The following is a 22,763-nucleotide window of genomic DNA, read 5'->3' on the forward strand; positions in this document are numbered from 1 at the left end:
CCGCAGATGACCAAGCTACTACTGGACGTTGATACCGGGATCGACGATGCCCTGGCGCTGGCTTACCTGGCCTCCTTGCCGGAGGTGGAGTTCGTGGCCGTGACGGCATCGCCCGGGAACGTGGACGCACACCAGGTGGCGCGGAACACCCTCGCCATGCTGGAACTGTGCGGACGCACCGGGGTGGAGGTCGCCGTGGGGGCATCCGCTCCGCTGAGCATTCCGCTGGTGACCACGCCCGAAACCCATGGTCCCCAGGGCATTGGCCACGCCGTCCTGCCGCCGCCGTCCGGGACGGTCTCGGCGCGGCACGCCGCCGACCTGTGGGTGGAGGCGGCCCGGGCACATCCGGGGGAGCTCACGGCCCTGATCACGGCGCCGCTGACGAACTTCGCGCTGGCCATCCGCCGCGAACCTCGGCTGCCAGAACTGCTGGGCAAGGTAGTTATCATGGGCGGCAGCTTCTACCACCAGGGGAACACCACTCCCACCGCCGAATGGAATACTCACGTTGATCCGCAGGCGGCCAAGGAAGTTTATGCGGCCTACCGCGGCCTGCCGGTGGACCGGCTGCCCATTGTCTGTTCACTGGACACCACTGAGCGGATCGAGCTGCGGCCGGAGCATGTGTTGCGGCTCGCGGAGGCGGCCGGCTGCAGTGAGCGGGAGCTGGTCCTGCCGAAGCAGCCTGAAGGGCTCAGGAGCACGGCCGACAGTCCGCTGGTGCGGCACCTGTCCGATGCCCTTCGCTTCTACTTTGAGTTTCACCGTCTCTACGGCCAGGGCTACCTGGCGCACGTCCACGACTACTTCGCTGCCGGTGTGGCCGCCGGGACGCTCGATTACGCAACCCGCTTGGCCACCGTGGACGTCGAGGTTGAATCGCCCCTGCTGATGGGGACCACCGTGGCCGATTACCGGAACCTGTGGAATCACCCGCCAAATGCCCGGATCGTCTCGAACAACAACCCTGAGCAGGCCTTCGGGGAATTGATACGGTCCGTCGGCGGCCTCGCGGCGCGGCTGCGCTGAACGTTCGCCCTACAGCGGCGCGTTTTCAGGCACGTCCACGTCCAGCGCGAGCAGGGCGTTCTCCACCACTTCCATGAGGGCCGGATGGATCCAGTACGGTCCCCGCGCGAGCTGGTGGACCGCTCGGCCACAAGCTTGACCACCCCTTCCTCGTCCTCCATGGCCCAGCCGTAGGCAGTGGAGCCGTAGTCCTGGACGGCGGTCACAACGTCTGTCCCGGCTGTTGCCTGGGACCGGGCTTCATCCTCGGTCAGGCCCACGGAGGCCACCTGCGGATTGCTGAATACCGCAAACGGCACTGCGGTGTAGTCGCTGGTCCGGAGCCGGTCCGGGTGTTCCAGGTTATGCGCCACCACCCGGGCCTCCCGGTTGGCGACGCGCTTGAGCTGGTAGCTATTGGCGATGTCACCCAGGGTATAGACACCGTCAACGGGTTTGCCGCCGGCGAGGACCCGGAGGTTCGCGTCCACGGACAGGGTATGGTCCTCATCCAGGTCAAAGCCGGCGGCGTCCGCGCCCAGCCGGTCGGTGTTCGGCACCCGCCCGGTGGCCATCAGGACGATGTCCGCCGCGACCCGCAGAGGTTTGCCGTCGTCGTCGGCGAACACAACGGTGACGCTGCCGTCGCCGTTGTCCTCGATGTACCCGCCGCCCACCACCACCCGCTCGGGCGGACCGTCGAGGCGCATCACGGTGTCCGAGGTGTGCACGTGCGGCAGGCCGATCCCCGGCACGTCGGGGAGCACAGCCCGGGAACCCGCGGCCACCACCACGCGGTCCGTGGTGAGCTCCACCCCGGAATCAGTGGTGAGCGTCCGCGGACCGGTGAACCGGACGTGTTCCTGGTATAGGTCCACATTCTTCAATTCCTCCGCGCGGTAGCGGCGGCCGGACTCGGAAATCGAATCAATCCGGCCAAAGATCCTGTCCCGCAGCTCATTCCACCGCACCTTGTCCAGGCTCAGGTCCACACCCAGGCGGGCGGCCTCCCTGGGCGCGGCCGCCAAGGTATCCGGGTACACAAACACCTTCGTGGGGATGCAGCCGACGTTCAGGCACGTGCCGCCGAACACGCCGGCGTCGATCATGGCTACCTTCTTGTCATCCCAGAACGGCGTGATCAGCGAATTGCCGGATCCGGATCCGATGATGGCCAGGTCGTAAGGGGGTATTTGTGCCTTTCGGAAAGGTCAGGACGGCAAGTGTGACTGTTAGCCAGGAGTGGCGGCTAATTGCAGCTTAGTTTGGCGGGTTCCAGGTTCCGTCAACCGGTCCGCTTCCGGGACACGTTGTGAGGTCCCCGCGTTACACATCGTCCGTGTCCCGCAGAATCAGTTGAAGCCTGCGAACGCACTCCTGTGCGAAGTCCGGCCAGGTGGACCAGTAGTAGGGAACCCCCGACAGTGTGATGGCCAACGCCCAGGCACGAGCGCGCAGCCGCGTGCTTTTGTCGAGGCCCAGTTCCTCGGCGTACGCATGCCTGGCTTCGGCCGGGAGATCCCAGACCGCGGCGTGCTCGCAGGTCGGATCACCGACCGAGAGACCGCCGAAATCGACCACCCCCACCAGCACGCTGTTTCGGACCAGGAGGTTGGAGGGCTTGAGGTCGGTGTGCATCCAGGTGTGCGCCAACCGTGGCTGATCGAGTTCCAACGCCGCTTGCCAGATGGACTGCAGGCCGTCGAGATCCAACTGGAGTCCCTGTATGCCGCGGCAGGCGTCGAGGTTCGCTGACGTCCCGGTGAGAGATCCCGCAGACTGCCGCCACGGTACGACAACAGTGGCTCTTCCCGCGGTGCGCCCATGAGGTCGATGCTGTGGAGGGCGCGGACAAAGCCAGCCAGGTCCCGGCCGAGCCGGGACAGATCCTGCTCACTTTCCGGGTTCAGCTCTGTACCGTCGACCCACCGGTACACCGACCAGGGGAACGGGTAGCTTTCATCCGGCCTGCCGATTGCCACAGGCTCGGGAATGCTGAGCGGAAGGTGCGGTGCAAGGCGCGGCAGCCATGTCTGTTCCTTGGCCACATCGGCCGCGGTGCCCGACGTCCGCGGCAACCTCACCACCAGATCATCGCCCAGGCGCAACATGCGATTGTCTGTGCCTTCCCCGGCAGGCGAGAGGGCCAGGTGCTCCCAGGCAGGGAACTGGTGATTGATGAGTCGGCGGACTGTCTTCTCCTTGAGGTTAACTTCGTCCGTATGCAGGGAGGCCATGTCTCTAACTCAAACACAGGTCAGCAGTTCGCGGGGAACCTCTCTGGTCACACCGACATGCAACGCCCGGCTTGGCGGGTCCCGGAACCGGTAGACTGATGCCGGATCCGGGCCGGCGCAGACGCCCCCGGCTGCCGCCGAGGTGACATAGGCGGCGTTCCTCACCGCCCGGGCCATCCGGGCGCCACAGCCTGCATCCCAGAAGGAACGCCATGTCATCGCCCTCCCTCACCTTGCCGTCACCGGCCACTGCCCGGAACCGCCGCTTGCTGGAAACCCTCGGAGCGTTGGCCATCGCCGGCACGTACATCTACCTGGTGTTGAACCAGCCCGCGGACATCACCGGCGGCCCCGGCAGCGCGTCGGCCCTGATCGCCCTGTCCGGCTTCCTCGTGGGGGCCGTGCTGCTGATAATCGGCGTACTGCCCACACTGCCCGTGTCCACGCTGGTGCTGATTCCGGTGGCACTGGTCCTGAATATTGTCCTGGGCCAGTTCGTGGGCAGCACCTTGGTGCCCTTCTACCTCGACGCCATCGGCACCGTCCTGATCGCCGTCCTGGCCGGACCCGCCGCCGGAGCAGCCACGGGCGCCCTCAGCAGCATTGTCTGGTCCTTCTTCAACCCCACCGTCCTGCCGTTCGCCGCCGGTGCCGCCCTGATCGGCTTCCTGGCCGGCGTCGCCGCACGCCACGGCCTGTTCCGGCGCTTCTACCTGGCACCGGTGGCAGGGTTCCTGGCCGGCATCATCGGCGGTGTGGTCTCCGCTCCCGTTGCCGCGTTCGTCTTCGGCGGCACCTCCGGCCTGGCCACCGGCGCCATCGTCAGCGCATTCCGCTCCATGGGTGACACCCTCCTGGCGGCCATCACCAAGCAGGCCCTGATCTCGGACCCCATGGACAAGGCCATCGTCTTCACCTTGGTGGCCGTCTTGGTGTACGCCCTGCCGCGCCGCACCCGCCTGCAGTTCCCGTTTGTCCGGCGGCACCGCGTGCTTGCCGGAACAGCCATCAGCCAGCCCACCGGCGAATCCACCGGAAAATCCGCCGGCCAGGACGCCTGACCCACCCCTGATGCGTCTGCACCCCATGACGTCGCTGGCGGCTGCCGGCAGCACTGCAGTCATCACGACGGCGGCTGCCAGCTGGCCGCTGTCCCTCACCGTGATCGCCGCGGCCGCGGGCTTGTCGGTAGCCGGGGGAGTGGCCCGCCGGATGCTGCCGGCGGTGGCGGTCATCCTGGCTCCGCTGGTCCTGTCACTGCTGGCCATGCACGGACTCTTTTTTCCGGAGGGCACCACGGTCCTGGTGCGGTGGGGCCCTGCGCGGGTCACCGTGGAAGGGCTTCATTTTGCCCTCGAGCGGGCTGCACAGCTTTCCGCGGCGGTGCTGGTGCTGCTGCTATGTTCCTTCACCATAAGTGTCCCGGACCTGGTGGCTGCCCTGTCCGCCCGCGGCGTCCACGCGCGGTTCGCGTTTGTGCTCGCCTCCACCCTGACACTGCTGCCGGCCATCAGTTCACGGCTGGGGCGCATCCGGCAGGCCCAGGAAGCGCGTGGCCTGGTGATCAGGCCTGGAATTGTCGGGCGCGCAGGCGCGTTCCGGTGGCAGGCGGTGCCCCTGGTGCTGTCCCTCGTGGAGGAAGCCGGCACCCGCGCGGCAGCCTTACAGGCCCGCGGGTTCGGCAGCGCCGGGCAACACACCAGTTACCGGGCGGTCCAGGATTCTCCGATCCAGCGGTGGGTTCGCCTCGTGCTGGTGTTGGCGGCGGTGGCGGCCATCGCCGCCCGCCTCTGGCAGCCGACGGCGGGTGCTTCTTAAGTGGCGCAAGGCTCACCTCCGGCCCTGGCAGCGGGTATCGAAGAATTTGTCTTCTCCGGCGAGCAGGAACCGGTTATGGCTGGCCTCGACGTGGCCTTCGCCGCGGGATCGCTGACAGCCGTGCTCGGCGGATCCGGCAGCGGCAAGTCGACGCTGGGACGCCTGCTCGCCGGCTGGTTGCTGCCCGGCGACGGCGGGACACTCACGGGTTTTCTCGAGCTTGCTGGCACGCGGCTCCGGTTCACCGGAACAGCCGCCGATCCGCGGATCGATCCCGGGAGCTGGGGCCGCCAGGTGGGCTTTGTGCCGCAGGATCCCTCCGCCGCCCTGTCCACGGTCCGTGCCACGGTGGCCGAGGAGCTGGCGTTCGGGCTGGAAAACGCGGGGATTGACCGTGCGACGATGGCCGGCGCCGTCCGGCACGCGGCAGCACTGACCGGCCTGACCCGGCTGCTGAACCGGGATCCTGCCACGCTTTCCGGTGGCCAGCTGCGCCGCCTGGCCATCGGTTGCGCGGTCATTGCCCGCCCCGCGGTTCTCATCCTGGACGAACCCTTCGCCTCCCTCGACACGGACGGAGCCGAAGACCTTGCTGCCCTGGTGCGGAAACTCGTCCAGGACGGCACCGCCGTCGTGATCCTGAGCCAGCGGGCCGATGCCTTCCTGCACAACGCCGGTACCTGGCTGGTCCTTGCCGGCGGTACCGTGGCCGGGGCTGGCACGCCGGCAGAAGTCGTGGCTGCCGGGGCGCTGGAACTGGCGGGAGTGGTCCGCCCCCGTCCAGATACAGGTCCCCGGCCGCTGGCAGAAGCCGGCTTTCCACCCGTCGTCGACGGTCCGCCGGCTTTGGAGCTGCGTGACGTCTCGTTCACGTACCGGGGGACACAGCGCAGAGGCTGGTTCAGGGCACAACCGGGCCCGCCGGCTGACCCGGTCCTGCACGGACTCAGCCTGACCGTCAGCGCGGGCGAGATCCTGGCGGTGACAGGTCCCAACGGCGCCGGAAAGTCGACGCTGCTTAGGCACCTCAACGGTTTGCTCCAACCAACAGCAGGCAGCGTGCTGGTGAAGGGTCGGAACATCGGCGGACAGCCCGCGGGACGGGTGTCCGGTGACGTGGGGCTGCTTTTCCAGCAGCCCAGGGACCAGCTGTTTGAGCGGACCGTGGAACGGGAAGTCCGCTTCGGACTCGAGCGTGGGCAGCTGGCGGCTGACCAGGCGGTGCGGCAGGCCCTCGCCGCCGTTGGCCTGGAGCACCTTGCCGGGCGGCACCCGGCCGAACTGCCAGCGTCCCAGCAGCGGCTTCTGGCACTGGCCACAGTGCTTGCCCGGCGTCCCCCAGTCCTTGCCCTGGACGAACCGACCGTTTCCCTGGACGGCCATGGGCTGGCCGCGCTGGACCGGGTGGTGCGCAGCACGACGGCGGAGGGCGCCGCCGTCGTGCTGGTCACCCACGACCTGGACTACGCCCGGTCCATCGCGCACCGGCTGGTGCGGATCGAGGCCGGCCGCCTGCTACCCGCGGACTGATTCCGGGGTGGCTGCATCCGGGCTGACCGATTCGGAGGACTGACCCGTCAGGCCCGACGCGACGCCCGGCGCCAGGAAGCGCCTGCCGTTGACCCGTTCGGAGGCGCCAACACGGTCCAGGTACGGCGTGATGCCGCCCAGGAACATCGGCCAGCCAGCGCCGAGGATCATGCAGAGGTCGATGTCTTCAGGACCGGCCACTACGCCCTCATCCAGCATCAGCCCGATCTCCTCGGCGAGGGCGTCCTGCACACGGCGCAGCACGTCGTCCCCGGTGGACGGTGACGTGCCGAAGGACATCAGCGACAGGGTGGACTCCGGGATCTCCTGGGAGCCGTCGGCCGCCGGGGCCCAGAGCGATTTCACGCCGTTCTCGATCAGTTTCTGCAGGTTCGTGGACACAGCGAAGCGGTCTCCGAAAGCGGCGTGGAGGGACTCCTGGACATGCTGGGCAACCGGCAGGCCCACCATGGCACCCAGCGTGAACGGCGTCATCGGCAGGCCCATGGGACGCAGCGACGTGTCGGCGACCTCGGCAGGGGTGCCTTCGTCGAACGCGGCCGTCACTTCGCCCATCAGCCGCAGCAGGATCCTGTTGACCACAAAGGCCGGCGCATCCTTGACCAGCACCGCGGTCTTCTTCAGGCCCTTGGCCAGCTCAAAAGCGGTGGCCAGCACGGCGTCGTCGGTCTTGGGTGCCCGCACGATTTCGAGCAGCGGCATCACGGCCACCGGGTTGAAGAAGTGGAAGCCAACCAGCCGTTCCGGGTGCGCGAGGTCTTCGGCCATGGCCGTGACGGACAGCGAGGACGTGTTGGTGGCGAGGATGCATTCCGGCGAGACGATTGCCTCCACCTCGGCGAAGACCTGCTTCTTGACGTTCAGCTCTTCGAAGACAGCCTCAATGACAAAGTCCGCGTCCACGAAGGCCTCCTTGGAGACCGATCCCGTGACCAGTGCCCTGGTGCGGTTGGCTGCGTCCTGGCTGATCCGTTTCTTGCCGAGGAGCCTGTCCACCTCGGCGTGGACGTAGCCCACGCCCTTGTCCACACGGGCCTGGTCGATGTCCGTCATCACCACGGGGACCTTGAGCTGGCGGGCGAACAAAAGGGCCAGCTGGCTGGCCATGAGGCCCGCCCCCACGACGCCGATCTTGGTGACCGGACGGGCGAGCTTACGGTCCGGTGCGCCCGCAGGCCGCTTGGAACGCTTCTGGACCAAATCCAGGAACGCGTAGACCGTAGCGCGGAACTCGTCTGTCTGCATCAGACCGGCGAGGGTTTCGCACTCGAAGGCGGCCGATTCGGCCCGGGACATGGTCCGGTTGGCGTCGAGGATGTCCAGGACCTTGGCCGGCGCAGGCGAGGCATTGGAGGTCTTGGCCTCCACGAACGTCCGGCCGGCGGCGACTGCTGCGGACCAGCGCCCGGCAACGGCGGGATCAGCGGGATCCACGGCGTTGGCCCGTGCCGGGACCACCTCGCCGGTGATGACGGTGGCCGCCCAGGCGAGGGACTGTTCCAGGAAGTCTGCCGGTTCGAACAGGGCGTCGGCGATACCGAGCTGGAAGGCCTGCGGCCCGTTGAGCGTCCGGTTGTTGCTGAGCGGGTTCTCGATCATCACCTTGACCGCGTTCTCGGGTCCGATCAGGCGCGGCAGGATGTAGACGCCGCCCCAGCCGGGGACCAGGCCGATGAAGGCCTCGGGAAGCGCCAGCGCGCCGGCGCCGGTGGACACCGTGCGGTAGGTGGACTGCAGGGCGATCTCCAGGCCGCCGCCCAGGGCAACGCCGTTGATGAACGCGAAGCTGGGAACGCCGAGGTTAGCCAGCGTGGCATAAACGTCATGCCCGAGCTGGGCCATCCACAGGCCATGATCGCGATTCTCCAGCGACTTCACCGCGGACAGGTCGGCGCCGGCCACGAGGAAGTACGGTTTGCCCGTCACGCCCACACCCACGATCTCGCCGCGTGCCGCACGCTCCTTCAGGCCCTCCAGGACGGTGCCCAGCTCCACCAGGGTATTGGGTCCCAGCGTGGTGGGTTTGGAGTGGTCCAGGCCGTTGTCCAGGGTGATCAGCACGAACACTCCGGGGCTCTGCTGGCTGGGGGCGGCAGGCAGCTTGATGTCCTGGACGTACGAGTGGGTCACGGTTTCGTCGGGGAAGAGCTCGGCAAGCTTGGTGAAATCGGCGGCGCTCATGCTGCGGCTCCTTCGGTGGTGGCTACTGAGTTTGCTTCCTGGACGACTGCTGCGACGGCGCCGCTGTAATCTGTGTATTTCGAGTGACGCGGGTTTTCCCAGATGACGGTGGCGCCCATGCCCAAGCCTATGCACATGGTGGTGATCCCGTACCGGACCGAGGGATCTTCTTCGAACTGCCGCGCGAGCTGGTTCATCAGCCTGACCCCGGAGGAGGCGAGGGGGTGGCCCACTGCGATGGCGCCGCCGTACCGGTTCACGCGGGGGTCGTCGTCGGAAATTCCGAAGTGGTCCAGGAAACTCAGGACCTGCACGGCAAAGGCTTCATTGATCTCGAAGAGTCCGATGTCCTCAATGCTGAGGCCGGCGTTCTTCAGTGCTTTTTCGGTGGCGGGCACGGGGCCGATGCCCATGACCTCCGGTTCGACGCCGGCGTAGGCGTAGCTGACCAGCCGCATCTTGACCGGCAGGCCCAGTTCCGCGGCAGCTTCCGAGGACGCCAGGACGGCGGCCGTGGCGCCGTCGTTCAGGCCGGCGGCGTTGCCTGCCGTCACGCGGCCGTGGGCGCGGAAGGGAGTCCGCAGGGCCGCCAGGTCCTCGAGCGTGGTGCCCGGCCGGGGCGGTTCATCAACGCTGTTCACCGTCCAGCCCTGTCCCGGCTTCAGGGTAGCGACCGGAACGAGGTCAGGCTGGATCTGGCCCTGGGCGTATGCGGCTGCGAGCTTGTCCTGCGAGGCGACCGCGTAGGCGTCTGTGCGTTCCTTGGTGATGGCGGGAAAACGGTCGTGCAGGTTTTCGGCCGTGTTGCCCATGTTCAGGGCGGCAGGGTCAACCAGCCGCTCGGACATAAAGCGCGGGTTCGGATCGGCGCCGGAGCCCATCGGGTGGTTGCCCATGTGCTCCACACCGCCGGCGATGACGACGTCGTAGGCGCCGAAGCCGATGCCGCTCGCCGTTGTGGTCACCGCGGTCATGGCGCCGGCGCACATACGGTCGATGGCGAATCCGGGGACAGTGCGGGGGAGCCCTGCCAGGAGGGCGGCCGTGCGGCCGAGGGTCAGGCCCTGGTCGCCGGTCTGGGTGGTGGCGGCAACAGCGACTTCATCGATCCGGGCCGCGGGCAGGGTGGGGTTGCGGCGGAGAAGTTCGCGGATGCACTTCACCATCAGGTCATCGGCGCGGGTTCCGGCGTAGATGCCTTTCTCGCCGGCCCGGCCGAAGGGTGTGCGGACGCCGTCAACAAAAACGACGTCGCGGACAGTTCGCGGGGATCCGCTGCTTCCGTGGTGGCTCACGTTTACTCCTCATCGAGACGTTGGCGCCGTCCGGAGGCCAAAGGGCAGCACTCGGCAGGACGGCAGTGCACACTATGTTACTCGTCAGTAACATAGTGTGCAAGGCTCGGTGAGGAGCGTTTACTCGGTGGCTGCGGTTGCCTTGGTTTCCTTGGCCGGCAGAGGTTGCGGGTTGAGGAACGCGTCCGTGAGAAGCGGTGCCACCACGCCGATCTGCCATTCGCGGGCACCGAGGGCGCGCAGCTCGGCGGCTACTGTTTCTTCGGTTATGCCCGACGGCGGACGCCACGCCACGCGGCGCAGGTAGTCCGGCGTCAGCAGATTCTCCACGGGAAGGTTCAGTTCCTCCGCTTTCTCCTGCAGGAGCGGACGGGCGGTGGACAGGCGTGCGGCGGCCTCAGGGTCCCGATCGGACCACACCCGCGGCGGGGGCGGTGCGTTGGTGGGCAGGTGCAGCGGCGGAAGGTCCTCAAGATCGCGGGCAGCGGCGATGCACCGGAGCCACCGGGGTGCCTCACGCTGAGCCGCACGGCCATAGAAGCCCTTGGTGCCGAGCAGCTGGGGAACGGTGGACGGCATGGCCTTGGCGGCGGACACCAGGGCGGAATCTGGGATCAGCCGTCCCGGTGCCACATCGCGCTTCTGCGCCAGGGAATCGCGCTCCAGCCACATTTCGCGGACCGCGGCCAGCTGGCGCCGGTCGCGGATCTGGTGCAGGCCCGACGTCTTGCGCCAGGGGTCAACCCGGGGAGGCGCGACGCCGGCGGCAAGGATTGCGGCAAATTCCTGCTCGGCGTATTCCAGCTTGCCGTCGGCCTGCAGCAGTTCGATGAGTTCTTCGCGCAGCTCGGTCAGGACTTCCACGTCCAGGGCGGCGTAGCGCAGCCACGGCTCGGGCAGCGGCCGCGTGGACCAATCGGCGGCCGAATGTTCCTTCGCCAGGCCAAACCCGAGCAGCTGTTCGATGACGGCGGCCAGGCCAACGCGTGGCAGGCCGGCCAGCCGTGCGGCGAGCTCCGTATCGAAGAGCCTGTCCGGCCACATGCCCAGCTCCAGCAGGCAGGGCAGGTCCTGGCTGGCTGCATGCAGGATCCATTCCACCCCCTGGAGCGCATCGTTGATGATGGACAGGTTCTCGAACGGTTCAGGATCGATCAGCCAGGTACCTGAGCCTTCGCGCCGGATCTGCACCAGGAACGCGCGCTGGCCGTACCGGAATCCTGAGGCCCGTTCTGCATCAACCCCTGCGGGCCCTGTGCCGGCGGCGATGGCTGCCGCGCACCGCTCCAGCCCGGACTGCGTTTCGATAACCAGCGGCACGCCGTCGCGCGGTGCGTCGAGGTCAATGACTACGGGGACCTGGCTGTCGAAGCCTTCCACCGTGATGTGGGGAGTGGTATCAGCAGCCGGAGCGCCGGCCGTGGTGTTTTCCGGAATATGAGGGGTCATGATGCCTTCAGTTTACCGACACGGGGCAGTCCTAGTTCCGGCGCCGGCGCGGAAGGGCCGTGACGCCGTCGGGCAGAGGGGGGAGTCCGGCGAACGTACAGACCATGTCTGACCATGCTTCCAGATGGGCGGTGACGTCCGACGACGCCGGAGTCCAGGAAGCGCGCAGCTCGATATCGATCGACCCGGGCCGGTCGGAAAGTGTTCCAAAACTCTCCGATAGGACGCGGGTGGCGGTCCCGCCGGCCGCCCGGTAGGGGGCCTTGTGATTCTCCAGGGCCTCCACGAGCCAGGTCCAAGCGACGGTGCCCAGCATTTCGTCATTGCCCATTTCGGGCTCAAGCTGGGCCCGAATGTAGGTGACAATCCGGAATTCGCCGTCCCAGACTGCTGAGCCTTCCGGGTCGTGCAGCAGGATGAAGCGGCCCGTGGCCAACTCGGTGTCGTCGTCGTCCTCGGTGCCGGACGCCGCGGCCAGGGCCATGGCGGCGGGCCCGTGGACCGGTGTGGTGCCGCTGCCCGGTCCGGGCGCCATGACCTCGGCCCCGAGCGCCACGGCGAACGGTGCCAGGCGCGCCGGGGCGGGAATTTCCGCCAGGCGCAGTTCACTGCGGCATTGGGCCTTCCTGAGGGTTCCCAAGGCGTGGAGAAATTCCGGGGGAACCTGGGCTAGTGCGTTCACCTTCGCAGATTACGCAACAGCAGGGGGGAGGCAGTGCAGGCTCGCCGTCGGCCGGCCCATGCTATCCGGCCTCCTTGCCCGCGTGATGGGCCGCAAGTTCCCTTCGGATCGCGGCCACAAAGGCGTCGACATCATCCTCACTGGTGTCGAAGGAGCACATCCAGCGGACCTCGCGGGCGGCTTCATCCCAGTCGTAGAACCGGAAGGACTCCCGCAGGCGGTCAGCTATGCCAGCCGGCAGGACGGCAAACACACCGTTGGACTCCGTCTTCTGCGTGGGCTCCACACCCTCGATCGAGTCCACCGCGGCGCGGAGGCGTGCGGCCATGGCGTTGGCGTGCGACGCCGAACGGAGCCACAGGTCGCCTTCCAACAGGGCGATGAACTGGGCCGACAGGAAGCGCATTTTCGAGGCAAGCTGCATGTTCATCTTGCGCAGGAACTTCAGGCCGTGGGCCGCTTCGGGGTTCAGGGCCACAACCACTTCGCCGTACAGCAGCCCGTTTTTGGTGCCGCCGAAGGAGAGGATGTCCACGCCGGCGTCGCGGGTGAAGGCCCGCAACGGCACGTTTAGGTGCGCGGCGGCGTTGGCCAGCCGCGCGCCGTCCATGTGGAGTTTCATGCCCTTGGCGTGGGCATGATCGGCGATGGCCCGGACCTCATCCGGGGTGTAGCAGGTGCCAAGCTCGGTGGTCTGGGTGATGGACACTGCCAGCGGCTGTGCCCGGTGTTCATCGCCCCAGCCCCACGCCTCGCGGTCAATCAGCTCCGGCGTCAGCTTGCCGTCCTGGGTGGGGACATGCAGGAGTTTGATCCCGCCAATCCGTTCCGGAGCGCCGTTTTCGTCCATATTGATGTGCGCCGTCGAAGCGCACACCACAGCCCCCCAGCGCGGGAGCAGCGACTGCAGGGAAAGCACGTTGGCCCCGGTGCCGTTGAACACCGGGAAGCATTCGATGCCGGTGCCGAAGTGCTCCTCCATCAGCTCCTGCAGCCGTGTTGTGTAGTCGTCCTCGCCGTAGGACACCTGGTGGCCCTCGTTGGCAGCCGCGAGGGCGGCCAGGACCTCCGGGTGAACACCCGAGTAGTTGTCCGACGCGAAACCGCGGACGGACGCGTCATGCAGCCGGGCGGCGGGATTTTCAACCCGAGGGGCGGCATCTGCCGTTGTTGTCATTGCTTTGCTCACGTTCTCAGTCTAGGGAGGTTGGGTCCGGCCGGTCCGGGGCCAGCCTGTCAGCGGAATTTGCGGTCAGGGGGTCAGGAGCAGGCGCTGGCCGTTCAGTTCGGCTGCCGGGCGGCTGAACAGCCCGACGACGGCGGCGGCCAGGTCCTCAACGTCGGTGGCGCCGGGGAAGGTCCGTTCCGGGTGCGCCTTCCGGAGTTCCGCGTCCACCAGAGCTTTCACCACCAGGACGACGGCGGCGCCGCGCAAGGCGGTGCCCTCATCCGCAGCCCCGCGGGCCAGGCCCTCCGCCATCGCCAGGGTCCAGGTCTCGGCGGCGGCCTTCGCCGCCACGTAGCTGGCCGTCGCCGCCGTGGGCTTGTCCACCGCGGTGGAGGACACCACGGCAAACCTTCCGGTTCCGGCGGCGGCCAGGTCGGTGTAAAAGACCCGGGACACATTCCTGAGCGTCGTGACGGCGCCGCGCTCCAGGAAGTCCCAGTCGGCGTCACTTTGGTCCGTGATGCCCTTGGCGCCGCGCCAGCCGCCGACGAGGTGGATGACTCCGTCCACGCGCCCGGCGGTTTCGGCCAGAAGGGTCTTCCGGAGGGCCTGGACGTCGGCGAGATCCGCAAGATCGCACACCAGGGGAGTGACGCCCTCGCCCGCCCGCCTCGCCGCAGCGTCGATGCGCGTCCTGTCCGCGCCAACCGTGAAGACCCGGAACCCCGCCTGGTGCAAGGCCCCGGCCACCGCGATCCCGGACGGTCCGCTGCCGCCGGTGACCAGGACGTTCAGCCCGGGGGCATGGTCCGGAACAGGAGCCACCGGCGGTGCGTCGGTTTCGCTCACAGCGCGGACGCTGCGGTGATGCCGGCGGTGGATTCGATGACTGGACGCATTTTCTTCTCCAAGGCTTCGTAGAACATGGACAGCGGAAATTCGTCGTCCAGCACCTGGTCGGTGAGGCCGCGGGGCGGACCGGCGACGGGAAGCGCGTCGGGGCCCTTGGCCCAGACTGATGCGGGGTTGGGCGTAACCGTGGCGGAGATCAGCTGGTACGCGGCAAGCCAATGGGCCATCTTCGGCCGGTCAATGGAACGCCAGTAGAGCTCGTCGATCGAGGCGCCGAGGCCGATCACCGCGTCCGCCACCTGGTCCCAGTCGATGCTGAGCCGGCTGTCGGTCCAGTGCAGGACGTGGTGCTGATGCAGCCAGGCGAAGAGCAACTGTCCGCCGAGCCCGTCGTAGTTGCGCACCCGGTTGCCGGTGATCGCGAAGCGGAAGATCCGGTCGAAGATGATGGCGTACTGCACCAGTTTCGCGTGCCGGCGTGCTTCCGGCCCGGCGTCTTCGTCCTGTTCGATCCGGACGGATTCACGGAAGGCTGTGAGGTCGCAGCGCAGTTCTTCCAGCGAATACAGGAAGTAGGGCATCCGCTGCTTGATCATGAACGGGTCAAAGGGCAGGTCCCCGCGCATGTGGGTCCGGTCATGGATCAGGTCCCACATCACAAACGTGGCCTCGGTCAGTTCCTGGTCGGCCAGGAGTTCCGCGGCGCCCGCGGGCAGGTCCAGGGAGGTGATGTCTGCCGCCGCGCGCAGGACCCGGCGGAACCGGGCAGCTTCCCGGTCCGCAAAAATAGCGCCCCAGGTGAACGTGGGTGTCGCCCGGACGGCCACGGTTTCGGGGAACAGCACCGCCGAGTTGGTGTTGTAGCCGCGGGTGAAGTCCAGGAACCGGATGGGCACAAAGAGCTTGTTGGAATAGTCCCCGGCCTCAAGGCCGGCCACAAAATCGGGCCAGATGACCTCGATCAGTACGGCCTCCACGAGCCGGCTGCTGCTTCCGTTCTGGGTGTACATGGGGAAGATGACAACATGCTGCAGGCCGTCCTGGCGCTGCAGCTGGGGCTGGAACGCCAGCAGCGATGCGAGGAAGTCCGGGACGGCGAATCCAGCCGTGGCCCACGCCTGGAAATCAGCGACGACGGCGTCAAGGTAGGCCGCGTCGTGCGGGAACAGCGGTGCCAGTTCGGCAAGCGACTCCGTGATGGCGGCAACCTGCAGGGCTGCCTCGGCGTGATGGCCGGCATCAGGCACGGAGCCGTCCTGGACCTGCAGTGCCTGCAGGGATTCGGCGGCGCTCCTGAGGCGGAGCCAGGCGGGATTTTCGGCGGTGATCCTCGTAGGGGCCACGGTCACGGTGACGGTCATGGTGTGACTGCCTTTCTCATTGCTTGGGGCATCTACGGCGAGCGTAGCAAGCAACCAGAGTCTCTAACTCAAATCGAGCCTGGGCATAAGATACTCTCGGGCTCGAGGCGCCTCGCGGCTCCGCCAGATGTAGGCGGAGCCACGGCTGGCGGACTCAGGACTTCGTGGATTCTTCCCCCGCAGCGCCGCGCGGCACCAGTTTCAGGGACACCGAATTGATGCAGAAGCGCTGGTCCGTGGGCGTGCCGTAGCCCTCACCCTCAAATACGTGGCCCAGGTGTGAATCACAGTGCGCGCACCGTACCTCCACCCGCTTCATGCCGAGCGTCCGGTCGTGGATGTAACGGACGGTTCCCTCGGCGAGCGGTGCCCAGAAGGACGGCCAGCCACAATGCGAGTCGAATTTTTCGTTGCTCCGGAAGAGCTCGGTGCCACAGGCACGGCATTGGTAGACACCCTCCGTATGGGTGTCCACGTACTCGCCGGTGAAGGGGCGCTCCGTACCCGCCTGCCGCAACACGTGGTACTCCTCCGGCGTGAGTTCCTGCCGCCACTCGGCGTCGGATTTCCGGTAGGCGGGTTCCGCAGCGACGGCGTCGGCAGCCGGAACGGGGACGGAATCCGTGGCCTTGTTCTCGAAGATGCTCTTACCAAAGATGCTCATAGTCAGCTCAACGCTCAGGAGTCGCCGATAAATCCCGAACCGGCATACAGGTGGAGCACGGGGAGCCCCAACTGGTCCTGGGCTTTGTTGGCCCAGTCCGTGTGGAACGTATCCGCAACTGCGTGGGGACGGGTGATCACCACTGCCTGGGCTGCGCCGAGTTCCTTGACCTTGGCAACGAGGCCTTTAACGGCCCCGCCGTCCACTACCTCGCCCGTTACCCCTGCGCCCAGCCCCTCCAAGGCGGCAAGCGAGACGGACAGTGTCTCTGCAGCCTCGGCCCGTTCAACGGTGGGGTCCGGGGCGTGGGCGGTCAGTTCGCGGAACGCCTTAGCAACGTCCAGCAGGGAGAGATTCTCAAGGAAATCCACCAGCAGATGCCGTTCAGTGTTCCCTGGAACCAGCAGGACAAGGGGAGTGTCCTGCCCGTCCACCAGGCGTTCTATGTTGACGCGGTCGTCCGCGCCCAGGGGTTCTTCGGTCAGGATGACGATTGGATCGCTCATGGCATCAGCCTAGTCGTGCGCACCGGCGCCTGCATCCATTTGGGCCGCACGGTGCACGCGGTGTCATGAGCGCGGCGTCCCCGGGGCCGGCAGAATTCCGATGCCACGTGCCGGACGGAATATGGTCAACCCGTCTGCGGCAGTAAGAATGGTTCCATGGCACCTTCCACGCGCACCTCCACGTTGACGGCGGCAGTTCCGACCCAGGCCGACGGCCGTATGTCGCTGCGCGCCAAATGGGCGCTCGGCGGCGTCATTGGCGGCGGGGCCCTTGCCGGCCTGCTGGCCACCGGCTCCTCCGCGCTGGCGCTCTATTTTGCCCGGCGTGTGATCACTCCCGTCCGGCAGCGGACGGCGGACCAGGAAGTCCTCGCCGTGCTCCGGGAAGGGGGCGGCCGCCAGGTCATCCTGACAGCCACTCCAGAGACCACGGTGGAGGGTGTCTATGGGTTGTTTTTCGACGGCGGGAAGGGGCACGCCCGGATCGGGCGGATTGTGTCCTATTCGCCGGCGGACGGCACGGTCCTGCGCGAAGTGGAAGCCGTCTATGCCGGCGATCTTGATACGGCCCGCCGCGGATGGTGGAGCGGTGCGCTCTACCCGGATCCCGCCACCGCCGGCTTTGCGGCGGAGGACGTGCAGATCGACGTCGACGGCGGCACGGCACCGGCGTGGCTGGTCCGGGCCGGCGGGACGTCCCGGACCTGGGCAATCATGGTTCACGGCCGCGGGGCAACCCGCCAGGAGGCTCTCCGGGCGGTCAGCCCAGCCCTCGAACTGGGGCTCACCAGCCTGCTTGTCTCGTACCGGAACGACGGGTTGGCGCCATCGGCCGAGGACGGCCGGTACGGCCTGGGATCCACGGAATGGCACGACATAGAGGCCGCCATCGAGTTCGCCCTGGCCAACGGCGCCGAGGAAATTGTTCTCTTCGGCTGGTCCATGGGCGGCGCCATCTGCCTGCAGACGGCCGATCTCTCGCCGAACCGTCACCTGATCCGGGCCATGGTCCTGGACGCGCCCGTCATCAACTGGGTCAATGTGCTGGCCCACCATGCGCAGATCAACCGCATACCGTCCCTCGTTGGCCGCTACGGGCAACTGATGCTGGGCCACCCCGTGGGCCGCAGGCTCACCGGCCTGGCAGCACCCGTGGACCTCAAAGCCATGGACTGGGTGGCGCGCGCCGTGGAAGTCCGGACGCCCACCCTGATCATCCACAGCGTTGATGACGAGTACGTTCCCTATGAACCCTCCGCCCTTCTGGCGGAGCGGAATCCGGACATGGTCACGTTCGAAACGTTCAACCACGCCAGGCACACCAAGGAATGGAATGTCGATCCCGAACGCTGGGAGAACCTGATCAAGGCGTGGCTCCGGCCGCAGTTGGCTCCGCGGCTCAACCCAGGGCAGCACCGCTAAAGTGTGCGCGTGCCGATGGCGGCTGTCACCGCGGACGTCAGCCGGATGAGGTCAGCCGGTGCAAGCTCAACGTCCAGGCCGCGTTTGCCACCGGAAACCAGCATCGTCCCCAGATTGAGGGCGCTGCTGTCCACCACCGTGGGCGATGACTGGCGCTGGCCCAACGGCGAGATCCCGCCCAGGACGTAGCCGGTGCGGCGTTCAGCAGCCGCAGGGTCTGCCATCGAAGCCTTCCTGGCGCCCAGGGCGGCCGCGAATGCCTTCAGGTCAAGGCTTCCGCTGACCGGCACAACCGCCACGGCCAGCCGCCCTTCCACTTCCACCATGAGGGTTTTGAAGACCGACTCCGGAGCGATGCCCAGGGCTTCGGCGGCTTCTGTGCCGTAGCTGGCCGCGGAAGGATCGTGGGCATACGGATGCAGCACAAACGGAACGCCGGCAGCAGCCAGGGCGGCTGTGGCCGGCGTTCCGTTTGAAGAACTCTTGCGTCCCAAAGCGTTCAGTTTCCTGTTAGGAGGTCAGCTGATCAGGACGCAAGCCGGGACGTAGCGGCGACCTTGCGTTTGATCCGTCCCAGCATGGCGGTCATGCCACGCATCCGCAGTGGCGTGATGGCCCGCGTCAGGCCCAGCAGCTCCGGCATATCGTCCGGCACCGCCAGGATTTCAGCGGCGCTGAGTCCGTCGAGCCCCTCGTGGAGCACGCCAGCGAAACCCCGCGTGGTGGGGGCTTCCGGTGGCGCCTTGAAGTAGAGCCGAACGGCGTCGGCCGGGCCGGCGTCGTTCTTTTCCGTTTCAATCGTCAGGAACAGCGGCGACTGGCATTCCACCACCTGCTCCAGGAGCTCGGGGTGGTCCTTCAGCCGGTCAGGCAACTCCGGCAGTTCGCGCGAGAACTCAAGCAGCAGCTGAAGCCGATCGGGTTCGGTCAGGGCCTGGAAGTCATCGACGATTTCCGCCAATGCGGCGGGCAGGTCATGTGTAGTCATCTGTTCCAGTTTACGCCGGGACCGTGCCGCGTTCCGTGCCCTTGGCGATGGGAACACGGACGGCGTTGCCCCACTCGGTCCAGGAGCCGTCGTAGTTCCGGACAGTGTCAAAGCCCAGCAGGTACTTGAGCGCGAACCAGGTGTGGCTGGAACGCTCGCCGATGCGGCAGTAGGCCACCACGTCATCGCCGGCGGTCAGCCCGGCCTCGCCCAGGTAGAGGGCCTCGAGCTCTTCCCGGCTGCGGTACGTTCCGTCCGGCGCAGCGGCGCGCGCCCAGGGGATGGATGCTGCCGTGGGAATGTGGCCGCCGCGGAGCGCTCCTTCCTCCGGGTAGGCCGGCATGTGGGTCCGCTGGCCGGTGTATTCCTCGGGGGAGCGGACGTCAATGAGCGGCTTGCCGAAGTGTGCCAGCACATCTTCCTTGAACGCGCGGATGGGGGCGTCGTTGCGCTCCACCACCGGGTAGTCGCCGGGCGTCGGGGAGGTCCGCTCCGTGGTCAGGTCGCGGCCTTCGGCGATCCACTTGTCCCGGCCGCCGTCGAGCAGCCGGACATCCTCGTGGCCGAACAGCGTAAAGACCCAGAGCGCATAGGCGGCCCACCAGTTGGACTTGTCGCCATAGATGACCACGGTGGTGTCGCGCGAGATGCCCTTGGCGGCGGCCAGGGCGGCAAACGCCTCGCCGCCCACGTAATCGCGGGTCACGTCATCGTTGAGGTCCGTGTGCCAGTCGATCTTGACTGATCCGGGGATATGGCCGGTCTCGTAGAGGAGGACGTCCTCGTCGGATTCGACCACGACAAGGTTTCCGTCCGCCAAGGCGCCGCTTTGGAGGGCGGCTGCGAGCCATTCGGTGGACACCAGGCGCTCCGGGCTGGCGTAGGCGGCGAACTTCTCGTTCTGTTCAACTGCGTAGGACATGGTGATGGCCTTTCACTGAGACACACGGCGGATGCTGTAGAAGGAAAACCTGCCTCCCACACTAGCCACGGCCGGCCGCCCTGTCCGCCTCTTTGTTAACAGTGGGAAATATGGCCTTCGTCACGCCGGGGCCCTTGCCGGCGCCATCGCGGGGGAGGCCAGTGCCATTGCCGGTATTCTTTCTGGGGACAACCCACCAGCAGAACGGACCACCTTGGTACAGATCGAACAGCTTGCCGCCCGCACTCCGGCGGTTTCGGTGGATGAGCTCCTCAAGGGTTTCTATCCGTCCGCACGGTTCGGCCAGGTCTCCTTTGCCAGCTACCGGCCGGACCCGAACCAGCCGTCCCAGGCGGCGGCGGTCAAGGGGCTGGAAGGGTTCGCCGGGGGAGTTGGAGCAGGCGACGGCGATGGCCTGTTCAAGAAGTTCTTCACCAAGAAGGTCGCTACCAGGGCGGGGATCTACCTCGACGGAGGATTCGGCGTCGGCAAAACCCACCTGCTGGCCTCGCTGTGGCATGCCGCCCCGGGCCCCAAGGCCTTCGGCACGTTTGTGGAATACACCAACCTCGTGGGCGCCCTTTCCTTCCGCAAAACTGTTGAGGCACTGAGCCACTACAAGCTGGTGTGCATCGACGAATTTGAGCTGGATGATCCGGGTGACACCGTGCTGATGTCCCGTTTGATGCGTGAACTGGCCGACGCCGGCGTCAAGCTGGCTGCCACGTCCAACACGCTGCCGGGTTCGCTGGGCGACGGCCGCTTTGCCGCCGTCGACTTTGCCCGTGAAATCCAGGTCCTGGCGGACCAGTTCGACGTCATCAGGATCGACGGCGAGGACTTCCGCCACCGTGGGCTGCCCGCCGCCCCGGCACCGCTGAAGAACAGCCAGCTCGCCGCACAGATGAAGGCCGAGTTCGACGGCAAGACCGTGGCAGAGGACGAATTCAGTTCACTGATCGGCCACCTGGCCGGTGTCCACCCGAGCCGCTACCGGCAGCTCATCGACGGCATCGACGGCGTTGTGTGGCGCAACGTGGAGACCATCACCGAACAGGCCGTGGCGCTTCGCTTCGTTGTGTTGGCGGACCGCCTGTACGACAAGGATGTGCCCATCCTGGCCAGCGGCGTCCCCTTCGACAAGCTCTTCACGGACGAGATGATGCACGGCGGGTACACCAAGAAGTACTTCCGTGCGGTGTCCCGCCTGACTGCACTCGCCCGCGAGGGCCAGAACCACGAGCCGTCCTAGGCATCGGCCGGGGAAGCCGGACCATCAGTTAAACGCCAAAGGCGCGGGTGCCACCTCCCGGCGGGACCCGCGCCCCCTTGACGTGCTAGGGCAGTGCCCTGGCCAAATCCTTGTTACGGAGCCTTATCAACCGGCGGAACCGGGTTGACTGGCGGAGTCTGCTCGGTGGCAGGCGCTACGCCGGGTGTTCCGTCGTTCTTGTCAACGAGCTTGGAAGCGCCCTCCTGGACTTTGTCCACGTGACCGGTGTACTTACCGCCAGTCTTTGAGTCGACGAAATCGCCGGCTTTCGTGATGCCGTCCTTGATGGCCTGCTCGTTGCCGCGGATGAGACCCTGAGCCTTGCCCTTAAGATCGTCAATCAGTCCCACGAGCACCTCCCTTCAATCGCGGAGCCAGTTCGCTCCTCCGCAACCGATCCTAGCCCTGTCTGCCGGGCGTGCCAAGGTGCTGTGACAAATGTTGTAAAGTCCGTGCGGCGTATCCGGGCAATAAAAAAGCAGCTCACGGGGAGCTGCTGTGTGTGTGGGCGATACTGGGATCGAACCAGTGACCTCTTCCGTGTCAGGGAAGCGCGCTACCGCTGCGCCAATCGCCCGGAACCGGAAGGCCGGCCATTTCGGATTTATTACTGGGGTAGAGAGCGGACGACGAGATTCGAACTCGCGACATCCACCTTGGCAAGGTGGTGCTCTACCAGCTGAGCTACGTCCGCGTATGAAGTACACCCTGGCCGGTGGCCAGAAGTACTGCATGAAGCAAGTTTCCTTGCTTGGTGGGCGATACTGGGATCGAACCAGTGACCTCTTCCGTGTCAGGGAAGCGCGCTACCGCTGCGCCAATCGCCCATTTCGTCCGGCGTGAACCGGAATCCATGGTTTTCACCGAGGTGGGTACGGGATTCGAACCCGTGTGAACGGCTTTGCAGGCCGCTGCCTCGCCTCTCGGCCAACCCACCGTGTAAGCTCCGATTCCGAAAAACCTTAGCCGTGACAGTGTCCTGCGAGCGGACGACGAGATTCGAACTCGCGACATCCACCTTGGCAAGGTGGTGCTCTACCAGCTGAGCTACGTCCGCATTTGGGCCGCTGAATCCGTGCCGTTTCGGGCATTTCCTCGCGTTCCAACGAGTAAGAACTCTATAGGAGGTTCAGGGAATCTCCAAATCGAACGTGCTTCAACGGCGGCAATGCCCCTGGATCCCTGCAATCTAGGGGATTTTTCTAATTACAGGCGTGTAATTCGAGCGGCGTCCCGTCTCGATTTCCATAAACCCCGCCCGGTCGGCTAGCATTCAAAGGCATCGGGGCGATTGGCGCAGTGGTAGCGCGCTTCGTTCACACCGAAGAGGTCACTGGTTCGAACCCAGTATCGCCCACCGAGGAATCTGGTCCGTTTCCGCTC

The 22,763-nt window shown here is 66.6% G+C and carries 21 protein-coding genes, 6 tRNA genes and 1 pseudogene; 7 read left to right on the forward strand and 21 right to left on the reverse strand.

The window, feature by feature from the left end; translation table 11 throughout:
* Nucleotides 1-6: 6 nt before the first annotated feature.
* On the forward strand, nt 7-1,032 hold the full coding sequence (locus tag ACX80M_RS10015; protein ID WP_252609165.1) for a nucleoside hydrolase: 1,026 nt from the start codon (nt 7-9) through the stop codon (nt 1,030-1,032).
* Here ACX80M_RS10015 and ACX80M_RS10020 read toward each other — a convergent pair.
* From ACX80M_RS10020 to ACX80M_RS10030, 3 genes and pseudogenes are all read right to left on the reverse strand, one after another.
* Nucleotides 933-2,204 (reverse strand): FAD-dependent oxidoreductase, encoded by a 1,272-nt coding sequence (locus ACX80M_RS10020; protein ID WP_459309596.1) that lies wholly within the window; start codon nt 2,202-2,204, stop codon nt 933-935. The genes ACX80M_RS10015 and ACX80M_RS10020 overlap by 100 nt on opposite strands.
* Nucleotides 2,205-2,337: 133 nt before the next feature.
* Complete coding sequence (locus ACX80M_RS10025) at nt 2,338-2,724, reverse strand: phosphotransferase (RefSeq protein ID WP_459309520.1); 387 nt, start codon at nt 2,722-2,724, stop codon at nt 2,338-2,340.
* 149 nt (nt 2,725-2,873) lie between these two features.
* Nucleotides 2,874-3,248, reverse strand: a pseudogene (locus ACX80M_RS10030) (phosphotransferase); the annotation flags it as partial.
* 212 nt (nt 3,249-3,460) lie between these two features.
* Between ACX80M_RS10030 and ACX80M_RS10035 the strand changes: the two are divergent.
* From ACX80M_RS10035 to ACX80M_RS10045, 3 genes are all read left to right on the forward strand, one after another.
* Nucleotides 3,461-4,309, forward strand: a complete 849-nt coding sequence (locus tag ACX80M_RS10035; RefSeq protein WP_252600191.1) for an ECF transporter S component — start codon at nt 3,461-3,463, stop codon at nt 4,307-4,309.
* 10 nt (nt 4,310-4,319) lie between these two features.
* Nucleotides 4,320-5,066: an energy-coupling factor transporter transmembrane component T gene (locus ACX80M_RS10040; RefSeq protein ID WP_252609171.1), complete on the forward strand. Its 747-nt coding sequence runs from the start codon at nt 4,320-4,322 to the stop codon at nt 5,064-5,066.
* A gap of 75 nt (nt 5,067-5,141) precedes the next feature.
* A complete protein-coding gene (locus ACX80M_RS10045) occupies nt 5,142-6,596 on the forward strand; it encodes an ABC transporter ATP-binding protein (RefSeq protein ID WP_459309521.1) in 1,455 nt (484 codons plus the stop codon).
* On the opposite strand, the gene ACX80M_RS10050 is transcribed toward ACX80M_RS10045, so the two are convergent.
* The 9 genes from ACX80M_RS10050 to ACX80M_RS10090 form a co-directional block, all read right to left on the reverse strand.
* On the reverse strand, nt 6,582-8,798 hold the full coding sequence (locus tag ACX80M_RS10050; protein WP_459309522.1) for a 3-hydroxyacyl-CoA dehydrogenase NAD-binding domain-containing protein: 2,217 nt from the start codon (nt 8,796-8,798) through the stop codon (nt 6,582-6,584). The two genes, ACX80M_RS10045 and ACX80M_RS10050, sit on opposite strands and share 15 nt — an antisense overlap.
* Nucleotides 8,795-10,093 (reverse strand): thiolase family protein, encoded by a 1,299-nt coding sequence (locus tag ACX80M_RS10055; RefSeq protein WP_252600195.1) that lies wholly within the window; start codon nt 10,091-10,093, stop codon nt 8,795-8,797. The genes ACX80M_RS10050 and ACX80M_RS10055 overlap by 4 nt, the downstream gene beginning before the upstream one ends.
* A gap of 120 nt (nt 10,094-10,213) precedes the next feature.
* The gene (locus ACX80M_RS10060) at nt 10,214-11,542 is read right to left on the reverse strand and encodes an HRDC domain-containing protein (protein ID WP_252614049.1); all 1,329 of its coding nucleotides are present in this window, start codon (nt 11,540-11,542) and stop codon (nt 10,214-10,216) included.
* A 31-nt stretch (nt 11,543-11,573) separates the two neighbouring features.
* Nucleotides 11,574-12,224 (reverse strand): DUF3000 domain-containing protein, encoded by a 651-nt coding sequence (locus ACX80M_RS10065; protein WP_252600197.1) that lies wholly within the window; start codon nt 12,222-12,224, stop codon nt 11,574-11,576.
* 61 nt (nt 12,225-12,285) lie between these two features.
* Nucleotides 12,286-13,401 carry a threonine aldolase family protein gene (locus ACX80M_RS10070; RefSeq protein ID WP_252609204.1) on the reverse strand — a complete coding sequence of 372 codons (1,116 nt, stop codon included), beginning with the start codon at nt 13,399-13,401 and terminating at the stop codon, nt 12,286-12,288.
* Between the two features lie 75 nt (nt 13,402-13,476).
* Nucleotides 13,477-14,241 (reverse strand): SDR family oxidoreductase, encoded by a 765-nt coding sequence (locus ACX80M_RS10075; protein WP_252600198.1) that lies wholly within the window; start codon nt 14,239-14,241, stop codon nt 13,477-13,479.
* On the reverse strand, nt 14,238-15,605 hold the full coding sequence (locus ACX80M_RS10080; RefSeq protein ID WP_252600199.1) for a DUF6421 family protein: 1,368 nt from the start codon (nt 15,603-15,605) through the stop codon (nt 14,238-14,240). The genes ACX80M_RS10075 and ACX80M_RS10080 overlap by 4 nt, the downstream gene beginning before the upstream one ends.
* A 154-nt stretch (nt 15,606-15,759) precedes the next feature.
* Entirely contained in the window at nt 15,760-16,269 is a 510-nt protein-coding gene (msrB, locus tag ACX80M_RS10085; RefSeq protein ID WP_252600200.1) for a peptide-methionine (R)-S-oxide reductase MsrB, read from the reverse strand.
* A gap of 14 nt (nt 16,270-16,283) precedes the next feature.
* Nucleotides 16,284-16,775 carry a hypothetical protein gene (locus tag ACX80M_RS10090; protein WP_252600201.1) on the reverse strand — a complete coding sequence of 164 codons (492 nt, stop codon included), beginning with the start codon at nt 16,773-16,775 and terminating at the stop codon, nt 16,284-16,286.
* A 219-nt stretch (nt 16,776-16,994) separates the two neighbouring features.
* Between ACX80M_RS10090 and ACX80M_RS10095 the strand changes: the two genes are divergently transcribed.
* Nucleotides 16,995-18,197 (forward strand): alpha/beta hydrolase family protein, encoded by a 1,203-nt coding sequence (locus ACX80M_RS10095; RefSeq protein WP_252600234.1) that lies wholly within the window; start codon nt 16,995-16,997, stop codon nt 18,195-18,197.
* Here the strand turns inward: ACX80M_RS10095 and ybaK are convergent.
* The 3 genes from ybaK to ACX80M_RS10110 are packed head-to-tail and all read right to left on the reverse strand — an operon-like array spanning nt 18,194 to nt 20,107.
* Nucleotides 18,194-18,691, reverse strand: coding sequence for a Cys-tRNA(Pro) deacylase (gene ybaK, locus ACX80M_RS10100; RefSeq protein WP_252600202.1), 498 nt, complete (start codon nt 18,689-18,691; stop codon nt 18,194-18,196). The genes ACX80M_RS10095 and ybaK overlap by 4 nt on opposite strands.
* A 32-nt stretch (nt 18,692-18,723) precedes the next feature.
* On the reverse strand, nt 18,724-19,185 hold the full coding sequence (locus tag ACX80M_RS10105; protein WP_252600203.1) for a SufE family protein: 462 nt from the start codon (nt 19,183-19,185) through the stop codon (nt 18,724-18,726).
* Nucleotides 19,186-19,195: 10 nt separating this feature from the next.
* Entirely contained in the window at nt 19,196-20,107 is a 912-nt protein-coding gene (locus ACX80M_RS10110) for a sulfurtransferase (protein WP_252600204.1), read from the reverse strand.
* A 214-nt stretch (nt 20,108-20,321) separates the two neighbouring features.
* Between ACX80M_RS10110 and zapE the strand changes: the two genes are divergently transcribed.
* Nucleotides 20,322-21,359 carry a cell division protein ZapE gene (gene zapE / locus ACX80M_RS10115; protein WP_252600205.1) on the forward strand — a complete coding sequence of 346 codons (1,038 nt, stop codon included), beginning with the start codon at nt 20,322-20,324 and terminating at the stop codon, nt 21,357-21,359.
* A gap of 113 nt (nt 21,360-21,472) precedes the next feature.
* Here zapE and ACX80M_RS10120 read toward each other — a convergent pair whose 3' ends face one another.
* From ACX80M_RS10120 to ACX80M_RS10145, 6 genes are all read right to left on the reverse strand, one after another.
* Entirely contained in the window at nt 21,473-21,730 is a 258-nt protein-coding gene (locus ACX80M_RS10120) for an antitoxin (RefSeq protein WP_141140172.1), read from the reverse strand.
* 155 nt (nt 21,731-21,885) lie between these two features.
* Nucleotides 21,886-21,957: transfer RNA gene (locus ACX80M_RS10125), tRNA-Val, on the reverse strand.
* Between the two features lie 44 nt (nt 21,958-22,001).
* Nucleotides 22,002-22,074, reverse strand: a tRNA-Gly gene (locus ACX80M_RS10130).
* A gap of 58 nt (nt 22,075-22,132) precedes the next feature.
* Nucleotides 22,133-22,207, reverse strand: a tRNA-Val gene (locus ACX80M_RS10135).
* 39 nt (nt 22,208-22,246) lie between these two features.
* Nucleotides 22,247-22,317 (reverse strand) — tRNA-Cys (locus tag ACX80M_RS10140).
* Between the two features lie 47 nt (nt 22,318-22,364).
* A tRNA-Gly gene (locus ACX80M_RS10145) sits at nt 22,365-22,437 on the reverse strand.
* 228 nt (nt 22,438-22,665) lie between these two features.
* Here ACX80M_RS10145 and ACX80M_RS10150 point away from each other — a divergent pair.
* A tRNA-Val gene (locus tag ACX80M_RS10150) sits at nt 22,666-22,737 on the forward strand.
* Nucleotides 22,738-22,763 lie beyond the last annotated feature (26 nt).

Source organism: Pseudarthrobacter sp. MDT1-22 (assembly GCF_054511035.1).